The organism is Pseudomonas deceptionensis, from assembly GCF_900106095.1.
GTDB lineage: Bacteria > Pseudomonadota > Gammaproteobacteria > Pseudomonadales > Pseudomonadaceae > Aquipseudomonas > Aquipseudomonas deceptionensis.
The window spans coordinates 2,978,257-3,000,140 of the sequence record NZ_FNUD01000002.1 but is presented as its reverse complement, the minus strand read 5'-3'; the positions used below and the strand labels follow the sequence as shown (position 1 = coordinate 3,000,140).

Annotated in this window: 28 protein-coding genes; 1 reads left to right on the top strand and 27 read right to left on the bottom strand. The window is 58.5% G+C overall.

Features of this window, described 5'->3' with window-relative positions; all coding sequences use genetic code 11:
* Window positions 1–108: 108 nt before the first annotated feature.
* From BLW11_RS13755 to BLW11_RS13650, 22 genes are all read right to left on the bottom strand, one after another.
* Window positions 109–573: a hypothetical protein gene (locus BLW11_RS13755; protein WP_048358224.1), complete on the bottom strand. Its 465-nt coding sequence runs from the start codon at window positions 571–573 to the stop codon at window positions 109–111.
* A 17-nt stretch (window positions 574–590) separates the two neighbouring features.
* The gene (locus tag BLW11_RS13750; protein WP_048358225.1) at window positions 591–3,647 is read right to left on the bottom strand and encodes a host specificity factor TipJ family phage tail protein; all 3,057 of its coding nucleotides are present in this window, start codon (window positions 3,645–3,647) and stop codon (window positions 591–593) included.
* Entirely contained in the window at window positions 3,586–4,020 is a 435-nt protein-coding gene (locus BLW11_RS13745; protein ID WP_048358226.1) for a hypothetical protein, read from the bottom strand. Before BLW11_RS13745 ends, BLW11_RS13750 begins: the two co-directional genes overlap by 62 nt.
* A 2-nt stretch (window positions 4,021–4,022) precedes the next feature.
* Window positions 4,023–4,502, bottom strand: coding sequence for a DUF1833 family protein (locus tag BLW11_RS13740; protein ID WP_048358227.1), 480 nt, complete (start codon window positions 4,500–4,502; stop codon window positions 4,023–4,025).
* A 10-nt stretch (window positions 4,503–4,512) separates the two neighbouring features.
* Window positions 4,513–8,034 (bottom strand): phage tail tape measure protein, encoded by a 3,522-nt coding sequence (locus BLW11_RS13735; RefSeq protein WP_053069517.1) that lies wholly within the window; start codon window positions 8,032–8,034, stop codon window positions 4,513–4,515.
* Between the two features lie 62 nt (window positions 8,035–8,096).
* On the bottom strand, window positions 8,097–8,495 hold the full coding sequence (locus BLW11_RS23820) for a hypothetical protein (protein ID WP_139272544.1): 399 nt from the start codon (window positions 8,493–8,495) through the stop codon (window positions 8,097–8,099).
* 167 nt (window positions 8,496–8,662) lie between these two features.
* Window positions 8,663–8,920: a phage tail assembly protein T gene (locus BLW11_RS13725; protein WP_048358228.1), complete on the bottom strand. Its 258-nt coding sequence runs from the start codon at window positions 8,918–8,920 to the stop codon at window positions 8,663–8,665.
* Between the two features lie 29 nt (window positions 8,921–8,949).
* Window positions 8,950–9,300 carry a phage tail assembly chaperone family protein, TAC gene (locus BLW11_RS13720; protein WP_048358229.1) on the bottom strand — a complete coding sequence of 117 codons (351 nt, stop codon included), beginning with the start codon at window positions 9,298–9,300 and terminating at the stop codon, window positions 8,950–8,952.
* A gap of 9 nt (window positions 9,301–9,309) precedes the next feature.
* Complete coding sequence (locus BLW11_RS13715) at window positions 9,310–9,801, bottom strand: phage tail tube protein (RefSeq protein ID WP_048358230.1); 492 nt, start codon at window positions 9,799–9,801, stop codon at window positions 9,310–9,312.
* 57 nt (window positions 9,802–9,858) lie between these two features.
* Window positions 9,859–10,224 (bottom strand): DUF3168 domain-containing protein, encoded by a 366-nt coding sequence (locus tag BLW11_RS13710; protein ID WP_048358231.1) that lies wholly within the window; start codon window positions 10,222–10,224, stop codon window positions 9,859–9,861.
* On the bottom strand, window positions 10,224–10,697 hold the full coding sequence (locus BLW11_RS13705) for an HK97-gp10 family putative phage morphogenesis protein (protein WP_048359474.1): 474 nt from the start codon (window positions 10,695–10,697) through the stop codon (window positions 10,224–10,226). Before BLW11_RS13705 ends, BLW11_RS13710 begins: the two co-directional genes overlap by 1 nt.
* Window positions 10,690–11,025, bottom strand: coding sequence for a phage head closure protein (locus BLW11_RS13700; protein ID WP_048358232.1), 336 nt, complete (start codon window positions 11,023–11,025; stop codon window positions 10,690–10,692). The genes BLW11_RS13705 and BLW11_RS13700 overlap by 8 nt, the downstream gene beginning before the upstream one ends.
* On the bottom strand, window positions 11,022–11,354 hold the full coding sequence (locus BLW11_RS13695) for a head-tail connector protein (protein WP_019822885.1): 333 nt from the start codon (window positions 11,352–11,354) through the stop codon (window positions 11,022–11,024). Before BLW11_RS13695 ends, BLW11_RS13700 begins: the two co-directional genes overlap by 4 nt.
* Window positions 11,351–11,575 carry a hypothetical protein gene (locus BLW11_RS13690; protein WP_048358233.1) on the bottom strand — a complete coding sequence of 75 codons (225 nt, stop codon included), beginning with the start codon at window positions 11,573–11,575 and terminating at the stop codon, window positions 11,351–11,353. Before BLW11_RS13690 ends, BLW11_RS13695 begins: the two co-directional genes overlap by 4 nt.
* Window positions 11,576–11,612: 37 nt before the next feature.
* Complete coding sequence (locus BLW11_RS13685) at window positions 11,613–12,782, bottom strand: phage major capsid protein (protein ID WP_048358234.1); 1,170 nt, start codon at window positions 12,780–12,782, stop codon at window positions 11,613–11,615.
* A gap of 3 nt (window positions 12,783–12,785) precedes the next feature.
* On the bottom strand, window positions 12,786–13,448 hold the full coding sequence (locus tag BLW11_RS13680; RefSeq protein ID WP_048358235.1) for an HK97 family phage prohead protease: 663 nt from the start codon (window positions 13,446–13,448) through the stop codon (window positions 12,786–12,788).
* A gap of 17 nt (window positions 13,449–13,465) precedes the next feature.
* Entirely contained in the window at window positions 13,466–14,737 is a 1,272-nt protein-coding gene (locus BLW11_RS13675; protein ID WP_048358236.1) for a phage portal protein, read from the bottom strand.
* Entirely contained in the window at window positions 14,737–16,410 is a 1,674-nt protein-coding gene (locus BLW11_RS13670; protein WP_048358237.1) for a terminase large subunit, read from the bottom strand. The genes BLW11_RS13675 and BLW11_RS13670 overlap by 1 nt, the downstream gene beginning before the upstream one ends.
* Window positions 16,411–16,905 carry a terminase small subunit gene (locus tag BLW11_RS13665; protein WP_048358238.1) on the bottom strand — a complete coding sequence of 165 codons (495 nt, stop codon included), beginning with the start codon at window positions 16,903–16,905 and terminating at the stop codon, window positions 16,411–16,413.
* Window positions 16,906–17,147: 242 nt separating this feature from the next.
* Window positions 17,148–17,477 (bottom strand): HNH endonuclease, encoded by a 330-nt coding sequence (locus BLW11_RS13660; protein WP_048358239.1) that lies wholly within the window; start codon window positions 17,475–17,477, stop codon window positions 17,148–17,150.
* Complete coding sequence (locus BLW11_RS13655; RefSeq protein ID WP_048358240.1) at window positions 17,474–17,671, bottom strand: hypothetical protein; 198 nt, start codon at window positions 17,669–17,671, stop codon at window positions 17,474–17,476. Before BLW11_RS13655 ends, BLW11_RS13660 begins: the two co-directional genes overlap by 4 nt.
* Window positions 17,672–17,731: 60 nt before the next feature.
* A complete protein-coding gene (locus BLW11_RS13650; protein ID WP_048358241.1) occupies window positions 17,732–18,061 on the bottom strand; it encodes a phage holin, lambda family in 330 nt (109 codons plus the stop codon).
* Between the two features lie 148 nt (window positions 18,062–18,209).
* Between BLW11_RS13650 and BLW11_RS13645 the strand changes: the two genes are divergently transcribed.
* Window positions 18,210–18,413, top strand: a complete 204-nt coding sequence (locus tag BLW11_RS13645) for a hypothetical protein (RefSeq protein WP_139272542.1) — start codon at window positions 18,210–18,212, stop codon at window positions 18,411–18,413.
* A gap of 104 nt (window positions 18,414–18,517) precedes the next feature.
* Here the strand turns inward: BLW11_RS13645 and BLW11_RS13640 are convergent, their stop codons facing one another.
* The 5 genes from BLW11_RS13640 to BLW11_RS13620 are packed head-to-tail and all read right to left on the bottom strand — an operon-like array spanning window position 18,518 to window position 21,863.
* Complete coding sequence (locus BLW11_RS13640) at window positions 18,518–18,901, bottom strand: antiterminator Q family protein (RefSeq protein ID WP_169883045.1); 384 nt, start codon at window positions 18,899–18,901, stop codon at window positions 18,518–18,520.
* A gap of 2 nt (window positions 18,902–18,903) precedes the next feature.
* Window positions 18,904–20,199 carry a tyrosine-type recombinase/integrase gene (locus tag BLW11_RS13635; protein WP_048358243.1) on the bottom strand — a complete coding sequence of 432 codons (1,296 nt, stop codon included), beginning with the start codon at window positions 20,197–20,199 and terminating at the stop codon, window positions 18,904–18,906.
* A complete protein-coding gene (locus BLW11_RS13630; protein WP_048358244.1) occupies window positions 20,196–20,405 on the bottom strand; it encodes a hypothetical protein in 210 nt (69 codons plus the stop codon). Before BLW11_RS13630 ends, BLW11_RS13635 begins: the two co-directional genes overlap by 4 nt.
* Window positions 20,398–21,093 carry a replication protein P gene (locus BLW11_RS13625; protein WP_048358245.1) on the bottom strand — a complete coding sequence of 232 codons (696 nt, stop codon included), beginning with the start codon at window positions 21,091–21,093 and terminating at the stop codon, window positions 20,398–20,400. The genes BLW11_RS13630 and BLW11_RS13625 overlap by 8 nt, the downstream gene beginning before the upstream one ends.
* Window positions 21,090–21,863, bottom strand: a complete 774-nt coding sequence (locus BLW11_RS13620) for a DnaT-like ssDNA-binding domain-containing protein (protein WP_048358246.1) — start codon at window positions 21,861–21,863, stop codon at window positions 21,090–21,092. The genes BLW11_RS13625 and BLW11_RS13620 overlap by 4 nt, the downstream gene beginning before the upstream one ends.
* Between the last annotated feature and the right edge of the window lie 21 nt (window positions 21,864–21,884).

Genomic DNA, 21,884 nt, shown 5'->3' with positions numbered 1-21,884 from the left:
TCCGCGAAAAAGTGCGGATGCGTAAACGCTGTTTTTAAGTTCCCGGCGAGCTGCCGGTGGAATATTTGTAGAGGTGCAGTGACCCGTGCTGGCGGTTACGGGGTTGGTTCAGCTTTCGGTGTGTCTTGGCCACTTCTGGTTCATAGCTATATCGAAGATGTCTGCCCCGAGGATGTAGTCCGGTGCATCTACTATCCACTCCTTATCAATCAGTGGCCGCTTGAAAAGGCTGAGCTGGGCGCTAAACCGCCAGAGATCAACGCCCACCAATACAGGGCCACTGTAGATGTCGACGAAGTTGGCGCGGTAAGGCTCCATCCCCATCGGCGTCAGGAGTGGGCATTCAAACGGTAATGATCCAGACAGCAGAACGTATTCAAACCACCCTTCAAACAACTGCGCCTCGGACGGTGTCAGCAACCAGGTGACAGTCGCCACAGTTGGAGTGCTGACAAAGGCCCGACGACGCTCCGAACGCCCGCTCACCAGTTTTGTGCTGGTCATCGGGCTGACAGGATCAAAGCCGTAGCCCTCCCGCTGCGGCGTAGGCAGACCTTCAGGGTATGCAAGCATGGTTAGCAGATCCTTTATCAGTCAGGCGCCGTGGCGTGGTCGTAGGTGTAAACGCGGGCGTCATAGGGCATTCCCTTCATTGAGACGTTGCCGCCGGAAGGATCGGCCGAGGTCACCAGCACCGGGTAAGCCCACTTGTCAGCAGGGCCAAACAGCAGGCGTGGTGAATTTAAGGCCGGATCGTTGCTGGGCACGAAGTCCAGGTCATCGACCCTGACGTGGAACTCATCGATTTGAGTGGCCGGATAAGGCCCGGACAACGTGCCATCCAGGCGACTGATTCCGATCTTGTGGGCGCCGCCGGCAGACCAATCCAGCGGCTCCGATGATTCCAGTACCAGCCCGTCAATTACCGGCTGAACGCCAAATAACAGCGCGCTCTGACAAAGCCCCGGTGTATCACTGGCAACCGCGCAAAAGCTCAAGTAACCCGAGTTACGCCCGGCCAGCGTGGTCGCCCAGGTGTAAGTATCCGATCGGAACAGTTGGTGCCCCCGGCGGCGCATACCCCACCGATAGGCGCGGTCTCGATCAGTCACCCCGGGCAGTTTTACCTTCTCGACTTTCAGCCCAAGGTCGTTCGGCCAACGGCACTCGACAGTCTCCCAAGCCCAGCTCTTACTGGAGTAGAACTCAACGTCCACACCATCGAAGTCGTTGATCGAAGGAAGTGGCCCGCTGATTTTCAAGGCGGTGGTCATGTTCTGCGGTGAGTAGGTTTGGGTCTTAGGGCCGTACTCGCGCTCAAATACGGCTCTAGGCTCATCACGGACTGGTCTGATGAGCCCGTTAGCGATGGTCAGCTCAGCCCAGCCGCAGGCGAGCGCATTGTTCAGCGCTTCCTTGGCAATACTTGAGGCATCAATCGTCTCGTCGTAGAGCTGGCCATCGGCAACACAGGACGCGTGCAACTGGTCAAACTCTTCAAGGTCGATATCGGCGTCGGTGTAACCCAGCGATTTGAGTACATTCAGCACCCACGGCACGATGTCGCGTGTAGGTGCAGGTGCTTGCCAGGCGCCGCCGTTGCGCAGTGGGAGGATTCGGGTGGCCTCCAGATTCACCTGGCTCTCTGATTGCGCTGAGAGCCGGTCAGCACCACGGATTTTGGCCGAGATGACAGTCATGCCCGGATAGCTGGTTGGGCGAATCTGACGCAGCCCGCGCAGGCCGTACCACATCATGTCATCGTTGACCTCGTCAGCGTTCGCGCCGCCGATCTTGGGTAGGCGCTTGAGGCGACACTCAGGGCGCATTGGATAAGGCAGCTCATGGCGGAAGGTAAAGCCCTGGGCGTCACGTGAAGCTCCACTCACCCATTTCGGCAATACCGTCCAGGCACCAGCCACATCCGCATCCCGGTACTCAAACTGGTGGCCTGATGAAATAGCGTACATGTCCCCTTTCTTTCCAAGACCAATCAGGCCGTTGGCCGCAAAGACGGAATACTCGATGGCGGTGACCTTCTCTCCGACCGGAGCGCAGACGAAGGGACCGCGGTACCCACCCTGCAGGCTGGAGGGGTCGAGGTTGATCACGCTGTTGACGCTTTCCAGATAGCTGAACCCAGGCCAATCCTCATCAACGGCACCTGCGGAGGTCAGACGCTCGACTTCAATAATGGAACTACCGGAGGCTGTGATGCGATACCTCAACCCTCTAGGACCAATGCAGGCCAAGCCAGTGCCCAGCGCAAGGCCATTCGCAGGCGCTCCGCCGTCATAGTTCAAGGTCATCTCTGCGGTCTGCTCAGGCGACCCGCTGGTTGGCGCAGTGCCGGTGCTGCTGATTGGACTGCTGCCGAAAAGAGTCGTGTCCGTCGATGTCAGCGGCATACCGGCAAAAGCGGACGTTTCCGTGATCAGCAGTCGGCCCAGCGAGGCGCTGGCAATGAATGGCGCAGCGCCCTTGGCAGCGTTGAGCGCCGACACCAGACCGGCAAGATCGGTTGTCGCAGTGTTCAGGGTGGCCGGGTACGCCGTCCCGCCTCGGCTGACGGTGAACGACAACGGTGTCACATCAAAGTCGTAGCGCGACGGAGCACTGGAGCCCCGCAGCGTTGAAGCCGTACCTGCGCCGGGCGGTATTGCAGGCGCATAAGGCGTGTAGCTGTTGACGATGTACAGCCCGCCGTTGGCACCCACAACCTCGATCGGCATGCCGACTTCAGGATTGAGCACCTCCAAAGGGCCTTGGACGATGTCACGACCCGCCCCACCATCGATGACCGTGTATTCGTAGTAAGCCAGCGCACGAATCACCAAGCCGCTGACCCAATCCACAGGGAACGCGCCCGCGCCCGCAGGGATCGAGATGGTATCGCCATTGAACTGGTAGGCCGAAGCCCGCGCCGATGGAGTGATGCTGTTTGAAACCGTCAGCTGAAGGCCAGCCGATCCGCTCGAACTCGCTCCCACCTCGGCCACGTTGTACCAGAGCATCGATGCGGTATCTCCCGACACATCCGCACCAGGCGGATAGATCGTCACGCGAGCATCGGCACCCAGCGAAATCAGTGGTGTTTCACCCACCTTGATCTTGCTGATAGGAATATCCAGATCGCCCGCCGAGACGTACAGCAGCATCTCGATCCACTGCTCCCGTGGAGAAACAAACCAGGTGCGTGGTTCAGCCAGGTAGGACGGGTATACCTTTTGGTGCCCAGCGATCTGGCGAATGGTGTCGCCCAGCTTGACCTTGTTGCCCTTGGCGCTGGCCTCGGTCAGGGGGCTGCCCTGCACAGTAGAGTTCGAAGGCATGCCGGGCATCTTCGGCACCATCATCTTCATCACCGCTTTCGCGCCTGCAAACAGGGCGTAGGTGATGCTGAAGGGGTCAGTGCCCTTGGGCTCGCGATAGATCTCGACATGATCAGACGGCTTGAAAACTACCTTGTGCCAGCGTTTCGCTTCAATCAGTTCGTCATTCAGCACAATGCTGATCGGAGGCGACTCCATCCGCTGGTAGCTGGGCGACTGCTCGATCAGCCACTGCTCCAGCGTCATGCGCCGATCAGTCGTGTACGCGGCCATCGGCGCCGAGCCGGCCATCTTGTTCGGGAAAAATTCGATCACGGTAGAAGACCACCCTTGGAAAGTCAGTTTCAAACTCACGGACGGTGCGCAGTCGTACACCGCCAGGGTTGGTGTCCAGCACCTTGAGCCTGCCATCAGCCTCGACCACCACGCCGACATGCAGGCACAGCGCGCCACGAAACACAGCCGCAATGGCGCCGACCTCTGGAGGACACGTTTCCATGCCCTGCTTGAGGTCGTGATAAGCGTGGGTGTTCTCGCGTAGCCGGTCCTTGCCTACAGCGCCCAAGCTGGGCAGCAGAGGCAGGCCCAGTAGCTGATGGCGAACCGCGATGCACAGCCCCCAACAATCGAAGGCAATAGGTCCCCGGCCGCCATCCCGGTAAGGGGCGGATAAGTAGTGTTTAAGCATGGTTAGATGTACTTCAGGCCAGGTGCGACCAATGTGGTGAGCTTGTTTCGCGGGTACCCAATGTTCAGCAGGTCAAAGAACCCGCAGGAAAACTTGGCTGTGTTATCGGCGTACTCTCGATCCAGCACCGTGAGGTGGTAAATCGATGTCGGATAACTCAGATCGCTCAGTAGGTATTCGCGGTGAGTGATGTAAATCCGTTTCCCAGCAAGCCGGTATTCCTCGACGACCTTCTGCACGTTGCCCAGAGTGTTATCAATTTCGATGTTCAAGCTTTGGTATCCGCTGCCATCACTCTTGGGCAGCGCATCCCCCATCGCCACACCCGGGAAGGTCAGCTCCCTGCCGTCCTCGGTACCGCACGTCCAGTCATCGAAGCCCTGAGAAAACAGCAGTGTGGCGCTCTCTCCTTCTGCCCGGACTTCGACGGTCTTGATGATCATGTCGCCGCCAGAGGCGTAGCACTGTTCGATTGCGCTCATGTGATACCTCCTATCCAGCTTGGCGTTTCAGCCCGTAGGCGGCCTCGAGTGAATCTGACGCCTCGTTTCCTCCGGATCGAATCTGCGCTGCCCATAGGTTCAGGTATTCAGAGCCATCAGAATTGGTACCGCGCTCGCTTTGCCCTGCACGAGACCTGTCCTCGATGAGATTTACGGTCAGGCCTTTCCCGCCTGCCCCTCCGCCTTGCGCGACCTGCTCCAGCGTACGATCCAACTTTGCACTGGTCTGAGCAGTAGTAACCCGCTCACCCTTTTGCAGCAACCAAGTGCCGGTTTCCGGTACCGCATCGATGCCGTCGTGCGCCATACCGGCCACAGAGCCGATCATCCCCATGAAACTGCCCGCCGCACCCAGGGCGGAAGCTGCAGCCGCCGGCGCCGCAAACGGGCCTACGATAGGAATGGCTGCCGTCGAGGTGAAGGCGTTCAGAGCAGCCATGGCTACCTGAGCCGTACCCCACTGAATAAGCATCTTCAGCGCAGAACTGGCGAACGTCGCGGCCATATCTGAGAAGGACAGCTTGCCGGTGGTCACGAAGTTGTACAGCGCGTCATTCATGCCAGAGAAGGCATCGGTGAACATGTCCTTGGTCTGGCCGGAAATGTCCCGACTCTGATCCAGATAGTTGTTCCAAGCATCGCCCACACCGTCCATCCAGTTGCTCTGGGCGGCATCGAGCTGGTTGTAATAGTCCTGCTGGATCACCATGCGTTCGGCGAGTGCCTCGCTGAGCAGCTCGGTTTCCTGTTTGTAGAGCTCCTTGCTGATATCTCCAGCATTGCGCTGCTTGAACAGGTCAGAAACCTGCTTGTCATGCTCCTGCTGGATTTCCAAATCAGCCTGTAGACGCTCTTTCAGCTTATCGCCGGAGCCTGCGCCGGATAATTCAATTCTGTAGCCCTGTCTGATCGTTTGGTTGGTGTCTTTCAGGGTTGCGCCGAATGCAGCCAGCTTGGCGGCATCTTCGTTGGCCTGCTTCAACTGTTTCAGACTGTCCAGCTCTACAGCGAGACCTTCAAGTCGTTTTTGCTGCAGGGCATTGATGCCAACCAACTTGCCACTGGTGATCTCGAACGCCAGCTTCGATACTTCAGTGGCGTTTTTCTGCTTGTCGGTGGTGGTGTTGATCAGCTCGATTTGCCGCTGATAGTCCTCTTCGGTGCTGTCGAACGCTTTCTGATTGGCTTTGACAGCCGAGGTGTTCTCTTTGGTGGCCTGAGTGGCAACCTTGTTTGCGGCGGCTTGGGCTTTAAGCGCATAGCCCGTCGATAGAATCGCAACCCTGTCGCTTTCTGATAGGTCAGTATGCTCTTCGATGTATCGGGTCGCTTCCTTGACTGCATCACCGTTGTCCTGCAGCTTTGCCAGCTGCGACTGCAGAGTTGCCAGATATTTTTGCCCGCCGGCAGTCATCCCCGCCTTGGCCTGGGTATTGAGCTGCGTCTCGGTGGTGTTTCGGGTGAGCGAATTGCTGAGCACATCGAGGCGCTCAGTTGTTTGATCAAGCACCTGTTGGGCATCACTGACCTTGCCGGCCAGGTCCGTCCAATTTCTTGCAGCTTGGGGACGCACACCGGGATTGCTCGCCAGCTCATCCAGAATCGGCGTCAGTGACTGGCCATTGGCGCGCGCCTCCTTGAGGCGAGTCGACAACTCTTCAAACGCTTTCAGCTGCTTGCTGTGTTCCGGGGACCGGACATTGGACAAGCTGACCATTGATGACTTGATTGATGTTTCAAGATCGTCGTAAGCGTCCTGGACCGCCAGCGTCGCGCCAAGCTGCTTGTCTTTCCACTCGCTGATCTTGGCGCGCTGCTGATCCTCGTTGAGCCCGGCAAAGCTTTGGCGCAGTTGATCGACTGTGGTTTTAAGATCGCTCAAATCACCCATCAGTTTTTGGGATTTACTGCTCCAGTCAACAAATGAAAGGGCTACAGCGCCCGCAATAAAGGCCAGCCCCAATGGGCCACCCATCAACGTGAGCAAGCCCGCACCCGCCGCACGCAGCCCCGCAAAGGCTCGAGCGGTAACGCTTGCTGCGGCCGCCGCCCGATCGGACGCAATAACTGCAGCGTTCACCACCGCAGTTGTTTCGCCATAAGCCAGAGTCGCGGCGGTACGCATGGCGTAACCCGCCTGAATCTGGGCGGATGTTGCCGATGTAGTGGCCGCGAGGGACCGCTCGGCGATTTCGACCTGTTTTATCGTCGCAACTTCAGCCAGTCGCAATTCCGCCAAACGCGCAATCGAGAGCGTGCGGCCCTTTGCAGAAATTTGTGCAAGTAACCGCTGTTGTTCCAAATTGCGCTCAGCAAGAAGCGTTGCCTGCACTGCTTGTAGATTGGCCAGTTCGGAAGTCTGTCGCACCCGGTCGGAGGCGAGCTTGCCTTGTGCTGCTGCAATTTCAAGTTCAGCCCGGGCCACCATGGCCTTGGCATCGATCTGTTTGGCCTGGGCGGCCCACAGGTCCTGCTTTGCAGTTCTTGCGCTGGCCGTGAGTGCGGTTTGATTTGCCTGGGCGGCATACAGCGCTGAAGCGCCTTGCTGTGCATACCCACCCGCTACCCGGGCAAGAGCGACAAGTAGCCCTGTAGTAAGCGCCTGAGCCAATGCATCCGAGTTGTTTTTAACTCCGGAAATTGCTCCCGGCAGACTGCCATCAATAGCCTTGGATACGCTGACAAATGCGTTAGCGATCTGGTTGCTGGCTCCCGTGGCTTGATCAAGCTCGCCCACGAAGTGGGTCAGTGAGTTACCAATCTTGGTGAAGCTGTTGCCGATAGTGGTCGCCGTTTTGTCGAACAGTGCATCGACTGCTCCGACCTGACTTTGCAGGGCTTTAACCACTGCCTGGGCGGTCAGTTCGCCAGCCGCACCCATTGAGCGCAATTCGCCAACGGTTTTGCCCATGCCCGCCGCAATGGCCTGGGCCAGTGCAGGCGCCTGCTCCATAACGGAGTTCAGCTCCTCACCACGCAGCACACCCGAAGCAAAGGCTTGGCCCAACTGAATCAAGGCAGCGTTGGCACTTTCAGCGGACGCGCCGGACACTGCGAGGGTTTTACTGATGGTGCCAACGACACCCGCCACACCCTCACCGGAGAGCTTTAGCGCTTCCTGGTTGGTGGCAATGCGTTGATAAAGCTCTGCGGTCGAGGCCAAAGGCTGAGCCGATGCCTGAGCGATGTTGAACACCGCCGATTGAGCAGCTACCAACTCCGCTGAGCTGCTGGTCACAAGCTTTAAACGGTTTGTCAGAGTGCCATAGGCCTCTGTCATGTCATACACGCCCTTGACGCTCAGGGCTGCAGCCAGCGGCCCCGCAATACTGGCGGCGACACTGGCCAACGACCTGAAGCTGTTTTGCAGCGTGAGTACTTCTCGTGAGGATGCGCTGGCCACCGACGCAGTCCGGGACACCGAGCGGGAAGCGCGGTCCATGCTCTGCTCAAAGCCGCCAATGCGCGCAATGAGATCGAGCGTCAGCGTGCCGAGTGAGCGCGAGGCCATTTATCAATCTCCAGATGTGAAAAAACCCGCCGGGGCGGGTTTGTGCTGAAAGCAATAGTTTCTTAATTCTTTCCCGCAGCAGTATTTACAGAGCGATTGAAGTCAACCAGCGCCTCCCAAGCACCAGGCTGGCATCCAAAAATATTGTCACACCATAATTTTGCGATGATTTGATATTTACCGGAGCCGATTGCATCTTTGGATACTTGAGCTGCAAGCCTTGGGCTGTTTGCTATCGGATTGTATGTATCAAGATAATCTGCACCGTAGTTTTGAATTTTCGTTCCAGCATTACTCAATACCCATCGTCTTGCGGCAGACCACATAACCTGGCATTCGTCGTCCGACTGGCACTGCGGGGTAGTTCGTTGCGCTTCAGCTTTAAGAGCGTCTGACTGCTGATTATTTGCACATCCAACTAATAGAAAAGCACTTATTGCTAACGGATAAAGCAGGCGCATTTTTTCTACCCTCTATTGAAAATGAAGGCAATTTAACATCATTGCTTGAAGCAGGGTCTTCTACTCGCCAAAATTTCCACCCGACGCTACCAAACCCTCAGCACAGCACCTCCCCTAAGGGAGGGCCGATCCGATTTTTAGCCACGCTTAAATATCATCGGAATCATTTACTGCCACGTCGCCATGGCCTCTTCCAGGCTGATCGTCCCTTCTGCCTGGCTGTAAACCATGAAATCGCTCAGATCCATTTTCCCGCCTGCTACTCTGCTGGTCAGGTGGGTCAACAGCGCGAAGTGACGCTCCAGGCGCCGGTTCTGATCCAAAGTGCCGTACTTTTCCCTATAAGCGATCCAGTCCAGCACTTCGCGGTGGGTCAGCCGCTCCTTGGCTTCGGCAATGGTGCTGCCTCCGATGCGGTTCAGCACCAATTCGTGCCAGAACTCATCGGAGGCGCTTAGTTTTTTGCCTGATCCTTCCCGGTGCCATTGGCTTCATTGACCGCGGTGAGAATGGCAAAGCCCAGGGACGACTCCAGGCTAAAGGCGTCTTCGTAGCTAAGCGTTTCAGCACCCTCTTCACCCAGAAACACGCTTGCCGCGATGTACTTCGCGTTGCGGCTTTGCTCGGCTTCGTCCGGGGCAAACAGGCGCTCAATGACACCGAACGACTGGCGGCGGATATGCACGTTGAATTTATCAGTCACGTCCTTGCCGGTGACCGGGTCTGCATGCACCCAGGTGACTTCTTTTTTAACCAGCGCGCCGTCGACGATGCCGCCTTTGGCTTTGAGTTGCTTGAGGTTCATGGAAAGCCCTTAGATTGTTTTGCGGATCCAGGCGAGACCGCCGGAACGCTGAATGGAAACGGTCGAGGCAACCACTGCGTTTGCCGCGAAAGAAAAAGGGAAGTCGGCCACATAACCCTCAAAGGCACACCAGGTGCGCGTTTTGGGAAATTCAAAGTCATCACCCGCCTCATTCAAGGTCGGCGGCGCAGCCCCATCGGCCCAACCAATGGCCCACTTGATGTTGTCCTCGTCATCCGATTCGGAAAGCTGATGCACGCGGACGTGGCTTGCATTGGTGGGGTCAGCGTTGAGGCCAATGGATGCCTGGCCGGGCGTGCGCAAACCCTTCTTGTAACGGCGATCTTTATCGCTGAGGCAGGTGTCTTCAATCTGGTCTGCCGGTGAGCCCGCCGGGTCGAAGGTGGTGATGCACTCCACCTCCATGACGGTCAACGGGCCGGTACCGGGCAAGGCCTGCACGAGGATGTAGGCCTGCGTGCCCTGTGTGAGAACGGACATGGGTGTCTCCTTTAAACGAAAAAGCCCGCTCAAGGCGGGCTGGGGGGCGGTGTTGGTTTAGCGCGGTACCAGCCAATCCACATCGAAGCTGTAGCGGTAGGTCTTGGTGGCCGGGTCATGTGAGTCGCCGCCCCAGCGCGCAATATTGGCCTTGAGTTCAATAGCGTTTCTGATGGCTTTGGCAACGTCACGGGCCTGTGTCACGGAGAGCCCATAAACATCGATTTGCAGACTGAAACCGTCGATGTCCGGGCGTTGAGCCAGATAATTTTCAGGGTTGCCGCCTACCGTTTGCCACACTACATAGGGCTTGGTGACACCTTCGGGCGCTTCGCCAAAGGGGTAGATCCGCACGGGCGAAACGCCCAGCAAGTCCGTTACCGCCAGATCGGCGGCGCACACGGCGAATATCGGCGCGTACATCAGCGTGCCCCCAGCAAAGCGTTGATTTCAGTATTCAGCACTGCGACAAAACGATCAGTGACAGCCTGCACGTTGCTGGAAAATGCCGGTCGCATAAATGGCGCCGCCGGATTGTGCTCGGTACCGAACTCGATATAACGCCAGTGCCGGGTATCACCGCCAGGGTTGCCGGAAGCGTCCTTGCTGTGCTGGTTGGAACCCGAGCCGCCGCGCACGCCGACCCGCATCACCACCCCGCCTTCGCGCTTGGACTGCTTACTCGACTCCTGGGTGATCAGGTTGCGGAACACCTTCTCTTTGGTGGATGGGTCGTCGATGGCCTTGGCGTTGGCTTTCGCGGCGTCACGCACAATGTTCATTGCAGCCCGCGCCGCTTTACGCAGGCCTTTCTTTTGCAGTCGTGGGCCCAGGGTGCGCATTTTGTCGACTACGCCATTGAGCCCCTGGATATTGAAGTGCATACCGTCAGCCATCATTCACCCCCGTAGCGACAACAAGGGTCAGGTACTCCAGGCCCGAATTTCTGTCCGGGAGTGGCTGACCGATGATTGTGAAGATTTGCCCGCGATGCAGGATGCGCATGGTCGGCAGCACGCCTGGGCGATAGCGGATCGTGATCCGCCCGCTGGCCTGGGACTGGCTTGCTTGCGCGGCAATCAGGTCGCGGGCGCTGAGTGGGTCGACTGCCGCCCATACACGCGCAAGCTCAACCCAGGCCGTTACTACCTCGCCTGTGACCGGGTCTTGCTGTGTGGTTTGGTGCTGGATGACGATCGGGTGTCGCAGATCCCCCGCTCTCATGGCTCAGGCTCCTTTCTGGCCGGGCCTGTGAAGTTGCGGGACGACCACAGCAACGACTCCACCCCGAGCGGCACCTTGTCCGCCGTGGTGCCCACAACAACCGCTTCGCGGACGGCGTAGGAGTTGCCAAGCAGCAATAGCAGTGCTGATTTGAATGATGCGGGTATGTCGCTGGCTTGAAGAAATGCAGGGTTGTCGCAGAACCACAAGGCCCAGGCCAAAGCAGACTCGGCATACAGCTCGATCAGGTCGTCGTCCTCCTGGTGATCGACCCGCAGGTGCTTGCGCATCAGCTCAATCGACAGCAGATCCGCAACGGTGATGGTCATTTTTTCGAGCCTTTCTTCTCAAGTTCGACCGGAGTTGTGGGCTCTGGCTCTGGCTCTGGCTCTGGCTCTGGCTTCAGGATGGGATCGGCATGGACCTCTTCTGCCAAGCCCATTCCGATCAATGCTTCTGCATAATCGTCTTTAACCACTCGCACTTCGAACTGGTTGAAGCTGCCAGCGTGATAGTGCGAAAACTGACGCAGTGCGCGAATTTTAGTCATTGCGGTACCGGGGCAGTTGCCTGCCCCGCCTCGATAATCAGCCGCCTGCAGCTGGGGTGAAGGTGCCTTTGATGATCGCGGTTGGACGGTAGTGAGCCAGGGCCAAACGCTCTTCACACAGGATGGTCAGCATGTTTTTGACGAAGTTGTCGCGATCCTGATTGCTGACCTCGACCGTGGCGTCCATGCGGTCCCATACCTGCGAAGCGAGGTCAAAACCACCAACGGTGAAGGTGCCCAGCGTCTGGGCCTTGGTGGCTACCACAGGCAGGCCCCACATGACCTTCGCCGCAAATGCAGCTGGACCACCGAAAATGTAGCGGCCATCAGCGTCTTTCAGCAGTGCAATGGCGTGCCAGTCACGGGGGTTGAGGATCAAGCCCGATGCTTCAAACTCGGACTCACTGGTCTGGAAGATCGCGTGGGCAATCTGGTCGGCGCGGGTATCGCCCTCGACATCCAGGCCCGCATCGTAGGCCGTGGCCACCTTGTTCAGGCCGATCAGGTTGTCGCCCGTGCCGTCACCGTTGAGCAACTGGCCCTCTTCCACCAGCGCCAAACCGAACAGCAGGCGGTTGTTGACGTAGGACTCCAGCATCGGCGCGTCATCCATCACCTGGCGCGATGCCTGAATCCAGTGAGCAATGGTTTTGACGTTGGCGGTTTCTTTGGTGAAGGTCAGCTGAGATTCAGGCTTCAGAGTGCCTTCGGCCACCGATGCGGCGCTGTTGACGAAGACGTTTTCACGAACGTACTCGATTGCATTGGACGTGGTGCGGCCCTGGGCCAACAGGTCCCGGATGGTCAGACGGCGCAGGCCGGGCATCAGGATGCCAGGGTTTTGCTGTGCCTGAATCAGCGTGCCGGCAGAGCCCGCGCCACTGCCCAAAGCCTTGTTGAAGGTCTTCACCTCAACTTTTCCGGAGGTCGAGCCATTCCACGACTTCTTGAGGTCTTCAGCGGTGCGCTCGGCGAAAGACTTTTTGGTCTCTGGGTTGTCCAGGCTCCCAGCCGCCAGTTTCTGCTCCAGATCGAACAGCCGGGTGCTGGATTTGGTCAGATCGGCCTGAACGGTCTGCAGGTCGGTTTGCAGTTTCTTGCTGATCTCGCCGGTGGAGGCGATCTCTTTTTTCTGCGCATCGAACAGTTGGGTCATGTTCGTTTGCGCGGTTTCGATTGCCTTTTGGATATCAGCCAATTCGGACATGAATTAGTTTCCTACAGATGGGAAGGACTTGATGCGATCAAGGATCGCGTTGATTTCGCCACCTTCGGAGTCGCTCCGAACTGCGGACTTGATGCGGGCGATAAACGCCAACGCTTCCGACTTGGAGAGCCCGGCGGAATCTCTCAGCCAGTTCTCCGCATCACGGATGGTTTCAATGGTGTCCATGCTCTTGAGCGCCGACACCGTGGCGTGCTCATTCGCGGGGAAGGTGCAAATGCTGATTTCGCTCAACCGGGAGACGTTTTTGAACGAATAGCCGGTCGCAATGGGAGCGCAGTCGCCTTTTGCCGCAGAGAAACCCACCGACATGCCGCCCACGGTGCCGTGGATCATTGCCGCCTTCAGCGCGTCCGACTGCGGGTTGCCGGGGGTCAGCTCACCCCGGACATGCAGGCCGGTGCTGTCTTCCGATAGATCCAGCCACTTGCCCACCGGGATTTCATTGCGCCGGTGGTTGAAGAACATGGCCACCGCCCGGGATTGGGTTTTCAGTGCGGCAGCAAAGGCGCCCGGCTCGATAATGTCGCCGTCGCTATCGACCACGCTGAAGACGCTGGCATAGCCTTCGAAAATGCCCTGGGAGCCGCCGCTGGAAAACTTGATTGCGGCCTGATCGAAGGCCAGTGTTTTGCAAATGCTCGGCATTTCAGTCTCCAGAAGAACTAAACCCCGCTGGGTGCGGGGTTCGTTTTGCCAAGTTGGGTAAGCGGCACGTTCTGAGACTGCCGGGTTGCGACGTCGCCGCCGGGGAGTGGCGGACGGTTATCAACGCGCCGGCCCTCGTTCACCGTGAGCAGGCCCGTGTCGATTTTGGTCTTCATGTAATTGGCTCGTGCCGTCGAGTCACCGCTCAACAATCCGTCGCGGTTGTGCTCGGCGTGGATGCGGCCCAAGTCCGCGGGCTTGATCAGCCAGCGCAAAATGCTGGTTTCCCAGATTTCGAGGTACGGGTCCAGGGTGTACTGCAGGAAACCGAGATTCTGCTGCTCGATGCCGGAGCCCCAACTAGTGGATTTTTCGACATCTCCCACCAGGTGCGGCGGCACGCCGAAGAACCGGGCCAGTTCGCTGACCTGAAACTTGCGCGCTGCCATGGTTTCGGCGTCCTGCGGGCTGACGCCGATGGCCTGGGTGGTGAACCCCGCCTCCAGCACCCACAGACGCTTTTTGACCGGCCCGCCGGAGATCTCCTTGAAGTTCTCCTCAAGCTGATCGCGCTGGGCCTTGTTGAGTGTCTTACCGTCGCCGGTCATAAGGATCTGCGGCGACTTCGCACCATTGGCATAGAAGTCGCGCTGCTGATCCTCCATCGCCACCGCGACACCGACTGTTTTGGCGCCAAAGGCAATCGGGGAAAGTCCCACCAGCCCGTTAAAGCCAAAGCCCTTGAGGTGGAAAATCTCCGACTGTTTGAAGTCGGCGTATTCACTGTCACGGCGGTAGCGGTACACAACCCGCTTGCCCTCTAGTCGCACGTCCATATTGACCGACATCAGCGGCACCAGACTAATGATGTCGCCCACGCTGTTGCGCTCGATCAGTGCGTAGGCATTGCCGTAATAGCAAAGCTGCATGGTCATGGCGGCGCGAAAATCGAAGGCCGTCATAAACTGGTTGGGGCTGTAACGCAGCAGGCGTGCCAGCGGATTATCAAAGCCAACCTTGGAGCGATCCTCACCTTTGGTTTCAAACACGTCCAGCGGCAGGCAGGCCGTTACGCTTGAGATCAACCGCACGCAGGCGAACACAGTGGAGATTTGTAGCGAGCGTTCATCGTTGACGACTGAGTCACCCACCACGCCGGTGGCGGAGACAGGCCCGGTCTGCGAGCCCCTCTCGGGAGAGACCAGACGCCCACCAACGAAGAAGCTCGCCATACGCGCCCAGAACGGACTGCGGGTGCGCAGGTCAATGCTGTAGTCGGTGTCTGCCATTACATACTCATTGGTCGATTAAGGAAGTCATCGATGTTTGCCGAGGGCATGGGATTCAGTGACAGCAGCGTCACCGCGTTAAACGTGGCCATCAGTGGATCGATCTTGGCCGAGCCCGACGCCTGCTTGGTGATCAGGATCGAGTTGCCACGTGGCTCGACTTTGGCGTTGCCGCAGCACCAGGCCATCATTGGCTGGCCGCCGTGGATCAAGGTGCCTTCGGCCAGCTTTCGCTCAGCGGTCTTGATTGCGCCGCCGAGCTTCCAGCCCTGAGAGATACCAATGACCTTTTCTTCGGGTACGCCGGCTTCGACCAGGGCGTCGAGAATCGCGCCGATACCCGCCGGGTCGAGCCCGACCTTGTCCAGCAGGCCGGATTGCTCAACCCGGGCAACCAGATTGGCTACCTGCTCCACGTCCTGACCGATCTGGTCGACCAGGGTGAGGTTTCCGTCTTTGGCAAAGTCGTGAAAGTTGGCAGCGACGGACTGGCGACGGACCAACACCGAGGGGTGAGCCCAAGCGTGATTCCACAACAACCACTCGCGTGTCACCCGATGCCTACCAGCCGCTGCAAAGCCCAGCAAGTCATCCAGCCCGCCGCCGTCGATGCCGATATCAATCACTTCGCACTGGCGTAGCAGGTCATCGAAGCTCAAGCCAGGGCGCTTGCCCTGTACCTCCCAAAAGTCCGCCCCGGCCCAGCGTTCGGACAGCAGAGCCAGACCGACTTCGATATTGGCGTGCTTGGCCAGAAAGCCGCGCAGCTCTTCTTCGCCCGCTTCCTGCGCCATTTTGAAGCTGCGCAGCAGGAAGGCTTCATCCACCGAGAACCCCATGTTCGGATTCACCAGGTGGAAGTTTTCAACCAGGCGGGCTTCGCCGCTTTTGATCATCGCCTGCGGAAACTCGTAGATCACAGGCAGGAACTGGTTGTCATCGATACGCCCGTCACGCACGGCGCGGGAGTACTTGAGCTTTTCGCGGAACACACCGGCAGGCGGCTCGTTGGACTGCGTAGTCAGCCAGATCACAAAGCCTTCAGGCCGTGACGCCAAGCCGCCGGTGGCCTCGCGGATAATGTCCGGCGCCTTGACGTTCTTGCCGAACAGCCAGGCTTCGTCGATCAGCACGCCCACGGCCTTTTTGCCGCCCACCGTGTCGCCATCGGCAGCCACCACCTTGAGCGTGGCGCCGGTTTCGCGATGAGTAATGGTGCGCAGATGCGGTTGGACGTGCATCAGGTCGCGCAACTCTTCATCGTGCTTGACCATATCGGCAGCAGGCTTGAATGAGTTGTCAGCAATTTCCTTGGTCGGGGCTAAGATGATGAACTCGGCCGACAGGCGCCAATTGCGAATCAGCGCGGTAAGCATGATCCCGGCAGCAATGGTCGACTTGGAGTTCTTCTTCGGAATGCACAGCATGTATTCCGAGATCATCCGGCGCCCGGTGGTGTAGTCGTAGGCGCCGAAGATCGCCCCGGCAAAGTCGAACACCCACTCGGCGCAGGACTCGCCAATAGTCGGGCTGCCTGGGGCGTCGACGATCTTCAGTTCGCGCAACACCGCCAGACCGGCTTCGGCCTCCTGCGGGAACAGCGGCGCCGGGATGATCGACTGCCCCAGGCGCAGTTTTTGCTCCCAGTCCGGGCAGGCAGTCGTCCATTGCATTTACTTCACCGCCTTCAATGGGGGTGGGCTTGAGCCGAAGCGCCCTGCCCCGGCAACCTTCGCCGCGTTTTCGCGCTCAGTCTTCTTGCCGGTCTCGCCTTTGCGCGGGTGCATAAAGGGCATCAGCGCTTTGGCGGCATCGACCCGCAGCTTTGCCTCGGCCTCATGGTCATTCATGGCAGCCAGCAGGAACGCTTTCGGGTCGGAGAATGACAAGGCCCTGTTCAAATCGAAGCCGGGGCCGTCATCGAGGTCAGCTGCTTGCGGCGCATCAGCAGCCGGTTGTTGCGCTGCTGGAGCTTTAACAATTTTGTTAACTTTTTTGTTAAAGGTCGTCCCGGCCATTGCGGCCATGACGTAAGGGTCTTTTGCCAGCCGAGAACCGGCGGCCGATGCGCTGGACGCCGCGTAGCCTGCGGCGATGGCTGCGTCCTTGTTTGAGGCACCGCCCCGCAAAGCGTCGACGAATGCCCGCTTCTTGGGTGTTAAAGCCATTAACAAAAATTCCTGAAAAGGGGAAAAAATGTGCGCGTGCGGGGATGGGTGGTCTAGGAGCAAAAGACCTCTGGAGTTTTACCCTCCCCCCTCCATCAAATGAGAAACATTCTCATTAAATCGAATAAGAATCATTCTCACAATCATAAATGAGAATAAATTGCAACAACTTTATTGATAAGTATTCTTATTTGCATATTTGTGACCGAAACGAACAATAAAGATTGACATTGCAAGGTCGCTCAACCTGCTGATTCCTCACGCTTTTTGACGATATCGTGGCAAGGTCTGCACAGCGACTGCCAATTGCTGCGATCCCAAAACAGCGTCATGTCGCCACGGTGCGGGATGACGTGGTCGACCACGCTGGCCGCTGTCACCCGGTCATCACGCTCGCAGTAGACACACAGGGGATAGGCATTGAGGTGCACCAGTCGCGCCTGTTGCCATGCGTAGCCGTAACCGCGCTGGGTCGAGGTGGCCTTGTCACTGCGCCATGACCCAGGCACTGCGGTTGCGATGCGATTGGCTTGGGGTTGCAGGCGTGTAGCCAGTGTCTTGAGGCGGCTCATGCTGGATGGCGCGGTGCGCCGCTCATGTAGGTCAGAGGCTCTGACTCGGGGTCCTGCTCAATCCCCTCTTCCGCCAAGGCTGTGATCAATTGGGTCTGCTGGGTCGCTATCCGTTGGAGGATCGCTGTCTGCTTGATCTGTTCCGCCAGTACCTGGCTGAGCAGGCCAGCCAAAGAGCTCTGCTGCTCGCTCATATGCAATCGCCTTCCACTTGTTGAGTTGTTCGCGCCGGGCGGCGCATCCGCTGCAGGCCATTACTCGGACCGCCGTGGCAGCTTGAAGTCAGCAAAGCGGTCAGCCAGGTCGGCGATCTTCTTCACACCCAAGAAACCAATCCAGATACCTACCGGTGTAGCCAGGCTGGACGGCAGGCCGAAGTACTCCAGTACCGCGATCAGGCTGGTGGTGAGCAGCATGCAGATGGTTGCTTCGAGCATCGCCTGCCGCCGAGTGCCGCCGCCATAGATGATTCGCAGCGCCGCCATTACAAAGGACAGTGTGGCGGCATAGATCGTCGGCGAGTGCTGACTCAGCCACGCGAGCGCTATCACCCAGGTGTCTGGCTTATCAGGCATATGAGGCATCCGGTGTCCTCCCGAGCTGGGAGCAGAATGGGTTCGGCCCCGACAGCACTCCCAGCTTGAGGCGATGGGTGTGGCGGGGCCGAAAACGAAAAAGCCCAGCGCGATGGCTGGGCCTTGTATATTTATCAATCACCAAAGGGAGATTGATATGTTCAAGCGTACTGAGTTCGATCGTTTGCTAGTTACTGCTAAAAACCACCTTGATCTATCCGAAGATAATCCTGTTGAGCTTCGAAATTCGCTCATCATGATGATGCACGCGATGAAGGCGTTAGCGGATAGCTGCGAAAATGACTTTAACGATCAATTGAAAGCACTGGAAGCACACTCAGCAACAGGTGTAGCCCGATAAGGCAAAAAGCCCGACTCAATGGTCGGGCTTTCTCTGTGGTGTCCCGCTGTAACAGCTAAACACGGTGCTATGAAAACAGAGCTATTCCATATGGACAACTCTTTTTACGCAGCTTCGCGCAGGGTCTCCAGAACGCAGTCGATCCATGCCACGCCCGCCTTGATCAGCTCTCGCGCCTTCATTTCGCTCACCTTGTAGTGGCGACCTACCCGCACTGCCGGCCATTTGGATCCGTAGTACAACCACACCATATCGCCCATCTGCTGGTCACGCTTGCACAGCTTGGCCAACGCCCCGTCAACGGCGCAGGCCAGCTCATCAGTGATGGTGTAAGACTTCGTACTGGAAGGCAGCGCGTCACGCATCAAGGCCAGCATTGGCGAGGCATAGCTGGGAATCCCCATCCCGTCCATTCGCCACCAGCCCCATTGCTCAAGCATGTGTTCGGTATCACCCAAAGGTCGGTGCAGCGTTTTGCGAATCATCATTTTTAATCCTCACCTATGGTTGTTTTCTGAATAGCGCTGTAAGCCTTGCCGTTAGCGGCCTCCAGCGTATTACCGGATTCTCCGAATCTAACGCCTGTCTGCCCGTGGATCAGGTTGAAACCCTTCTGGTCTAGATGGTCGTGCCACTTCTCCAGCGCGTCACGCTTGCGGCCCATCACGTCCGACTGGATGTACACCTTCACGTTGTGGCCCATCGCGTGATTGATCAGCAGCTCACCGATCAGGTGGTCAATACCGAGGTCTGCCCAGCCGGTACGGGCTACTTTGCGCAGGTCGTGGCTGGTCCAGTCGCCCTTGCCCAACCGGGTGAACACGGCACTGGCCTGCCCTTCGCTCAGCGCCTTGCCATTGCGCGCCGGAAACAGGTACTGGCCCTCATAGCCGCGGGCGGTTTGGGTTTCGCGGTACTGGATCAACAGGGCGCGCACCTGGTCAGTCAATGGCAGGTGATGCTCCACGCCGGTCTTTGTGTGTTCAGCCGGAATGAACCACTCGCGTTCGGCCAGACTGATATGCGGCCAGCGTGCTTGCCGGGTTTCCCCGATCCGGGTGCCGTGGCACAGCATCATCAGGGCCAGCATGGCGTCAGCCGGATCGCTCACCATGGCCTGACCCAGTTCGCCCAGCAGATCCTGCAATTGCACGCCACGCAGACGCGACGGCTTGATCCCTACCTTGGCCTTGGAGAAGTCGCTGAACTTGATGCCCGCCATCGGGTTGGACGAGATCAGGCCCAGCTTCAACGCCTGCCGGAATGCCAGGGCCAGCAGCTGGAACGCGAGGCGCACGTAATCGATTGAAAGAGCTTCCTGCAGCGGCCACATGAACAGATTATCGAGGGTCGCCTTGTTGACCTCCACCAGCGGCAACTCACCCAGGCGCGGCAGCAGGTGGCACTTCATGGCCGAGGCGCCGGTGTTCTTGCGCTTGGCCGACAGGCTGCGGTCGCGGGCCATACGATCGGCGTACCAGTTGAGCAGCTCGCCCGTGGTAACCCACTGGGAAATGGTCGAGCCTGCATCAGCCGAAACGCGCAGGCGCACGGCCGGCAGCGCGGCCAGCACCTGCTTGGCGCTCAAGTCCGGGAAGGCGCCGATGCGGTGCCAGCGGCGCTTGTTGAGCAAGTACCAGGAGCCCCTGGTGCGGTTCTTGGAGAAGCGAAAGTGCAGCGCCGGGTGACCGGCATCACGCAGGTCACGCACATGCTCAAGCTTGGCATTACGCCCGATCTCGGCGTCGGACAGCTTCACGGTCAGGGTTTGGATTTTGGTGTTCAACGGTCACCTTCCTGCGGGGGTTGCCGGTCGACAACCTCGTAAGTGGTTGGCCACATCAGGCGACCAAACGTGTGTGCCGCACTTTCATGCTCAAACAGGGCCACGGCCTGGTCGGGCTTATGGCTCAAATCGAGCTTGTAGGAGCAGCAGTGAACAGCCCAACGGTAGGCGCTCGACTCAACCGGGGCCAGGTGAGGGTTAGGCATGTGCAGCAACTCCCGAACGCATGGCCCGCAGCGCCGCCAGAGCCTTGTTGCCCACTTCAGGTGCGCTGCGCTCGATAGCTCGTGGCGGCAAAGCCAGCGGCATTTTCTGCAACGGCAGGCCCGCCAGAATGCGGCGCACCGTGATGGCGTAATTGCGCTCAAACAGCTTGATGCTCAGGTCGTGGGACAGCCGGTTGAGGTTTTCAAAGCTGCACTCTTTGGCCGTATGCCACACCGCGTCATGGGACCATTTCGCCTGCCCGGCCATGGACGGATGCGCGTTACGGCAAGCCTCTCGGTGAGCCGCTGCCAATCTCGGCAAGCCGAGCATTTCCGCCGTAGGTGTGCACCAACCGATGAACACGCCCACATTCGGTACAAAGTCCTTGGCTGCTTGGCGGGCCTGCATCAGGCCGAACCGCAGCTGCTCGGTGCTGCAGATGCCCGCTTCGAGAAAACCCCGCATCCACTGCTGCTTGGCCGCTTTGTAGGTCGCCATATCCGGCCAAGCCTGCTTCCACGCAGGGAAGATCGATCGCAGTTCGCGGAACAGGCCGTTGATAACCTTGGCCGTGGCCTGGGACAGCTCGGCGGCAGGCTGGATGTTTTCGCTTTCACCGGCAGCGATAAATTGGCCGGTCTGGACCTTGGCCCACAGGCCGGTGGCAATCACTGAAACTTGATTCATTGGGTGGCCTCCTGATGCAGCCAGTCGGTGTTTTCATCGTCAAAGGGTTCGTCAGAACGGGGCTTGCCCGGGAAGCGGCTGACGTTGGTTCCGGCGCTCTTGACCTGATCACGCTGCACCCACTTGACCAGCATGCTCACCCACTCGGCCTGGGTGTTGATCACACCCTTCGGCTCGTAGTGGCAGGTGAACAGGGCAATTACCGCTGGAGTGAACAGAGCGCCAGACAGGCCAACGTGAACGGCATAGGTTTTTAGGGTTTCTGGATCTGGCAACCAGTCCAGGGTCATGGCGACCATTTCGCGTGGGTCGAACGTCTCGTGCGCGTTGGGTGGGTTTTCTCCCTTATATTCCCCTTCCCTTCCGGGGGTGAGGGCTCGTCTAGGCTCTGGCGGCTCCTCGGCGAGGGCTCGTCGAGCACTCGCCGAGTCAGCGTCGATAGTCAGTCGATATGCAGGGTGCTTGATCGTCGGTCGGTCGATCTTTTGATGCTTCCAGCCGTTGACGTGCAGGTACTCTTTACCCGACACCTCGTAGAGATCGATCAGCCCATTCGTTGACAACTCAGCGAGCAGTTCACCGACCTTCGCCGAGGTGATGTCGTCGCCCGGGAATACCAGTGCCTTCAGGGTCTTGGCCGACATTGGATGGTTCCCCGCGTCGTCGCAGAAATTCCACACACCTATAAACAACAGGCGCGCCAAAGGGCTGCATTCCATGACCTGTTCACTGGTCCAGAACTCGGGTTTGATCGTGCGGATGCGGGCCATTACACGGCCTCCTGTGCGGTG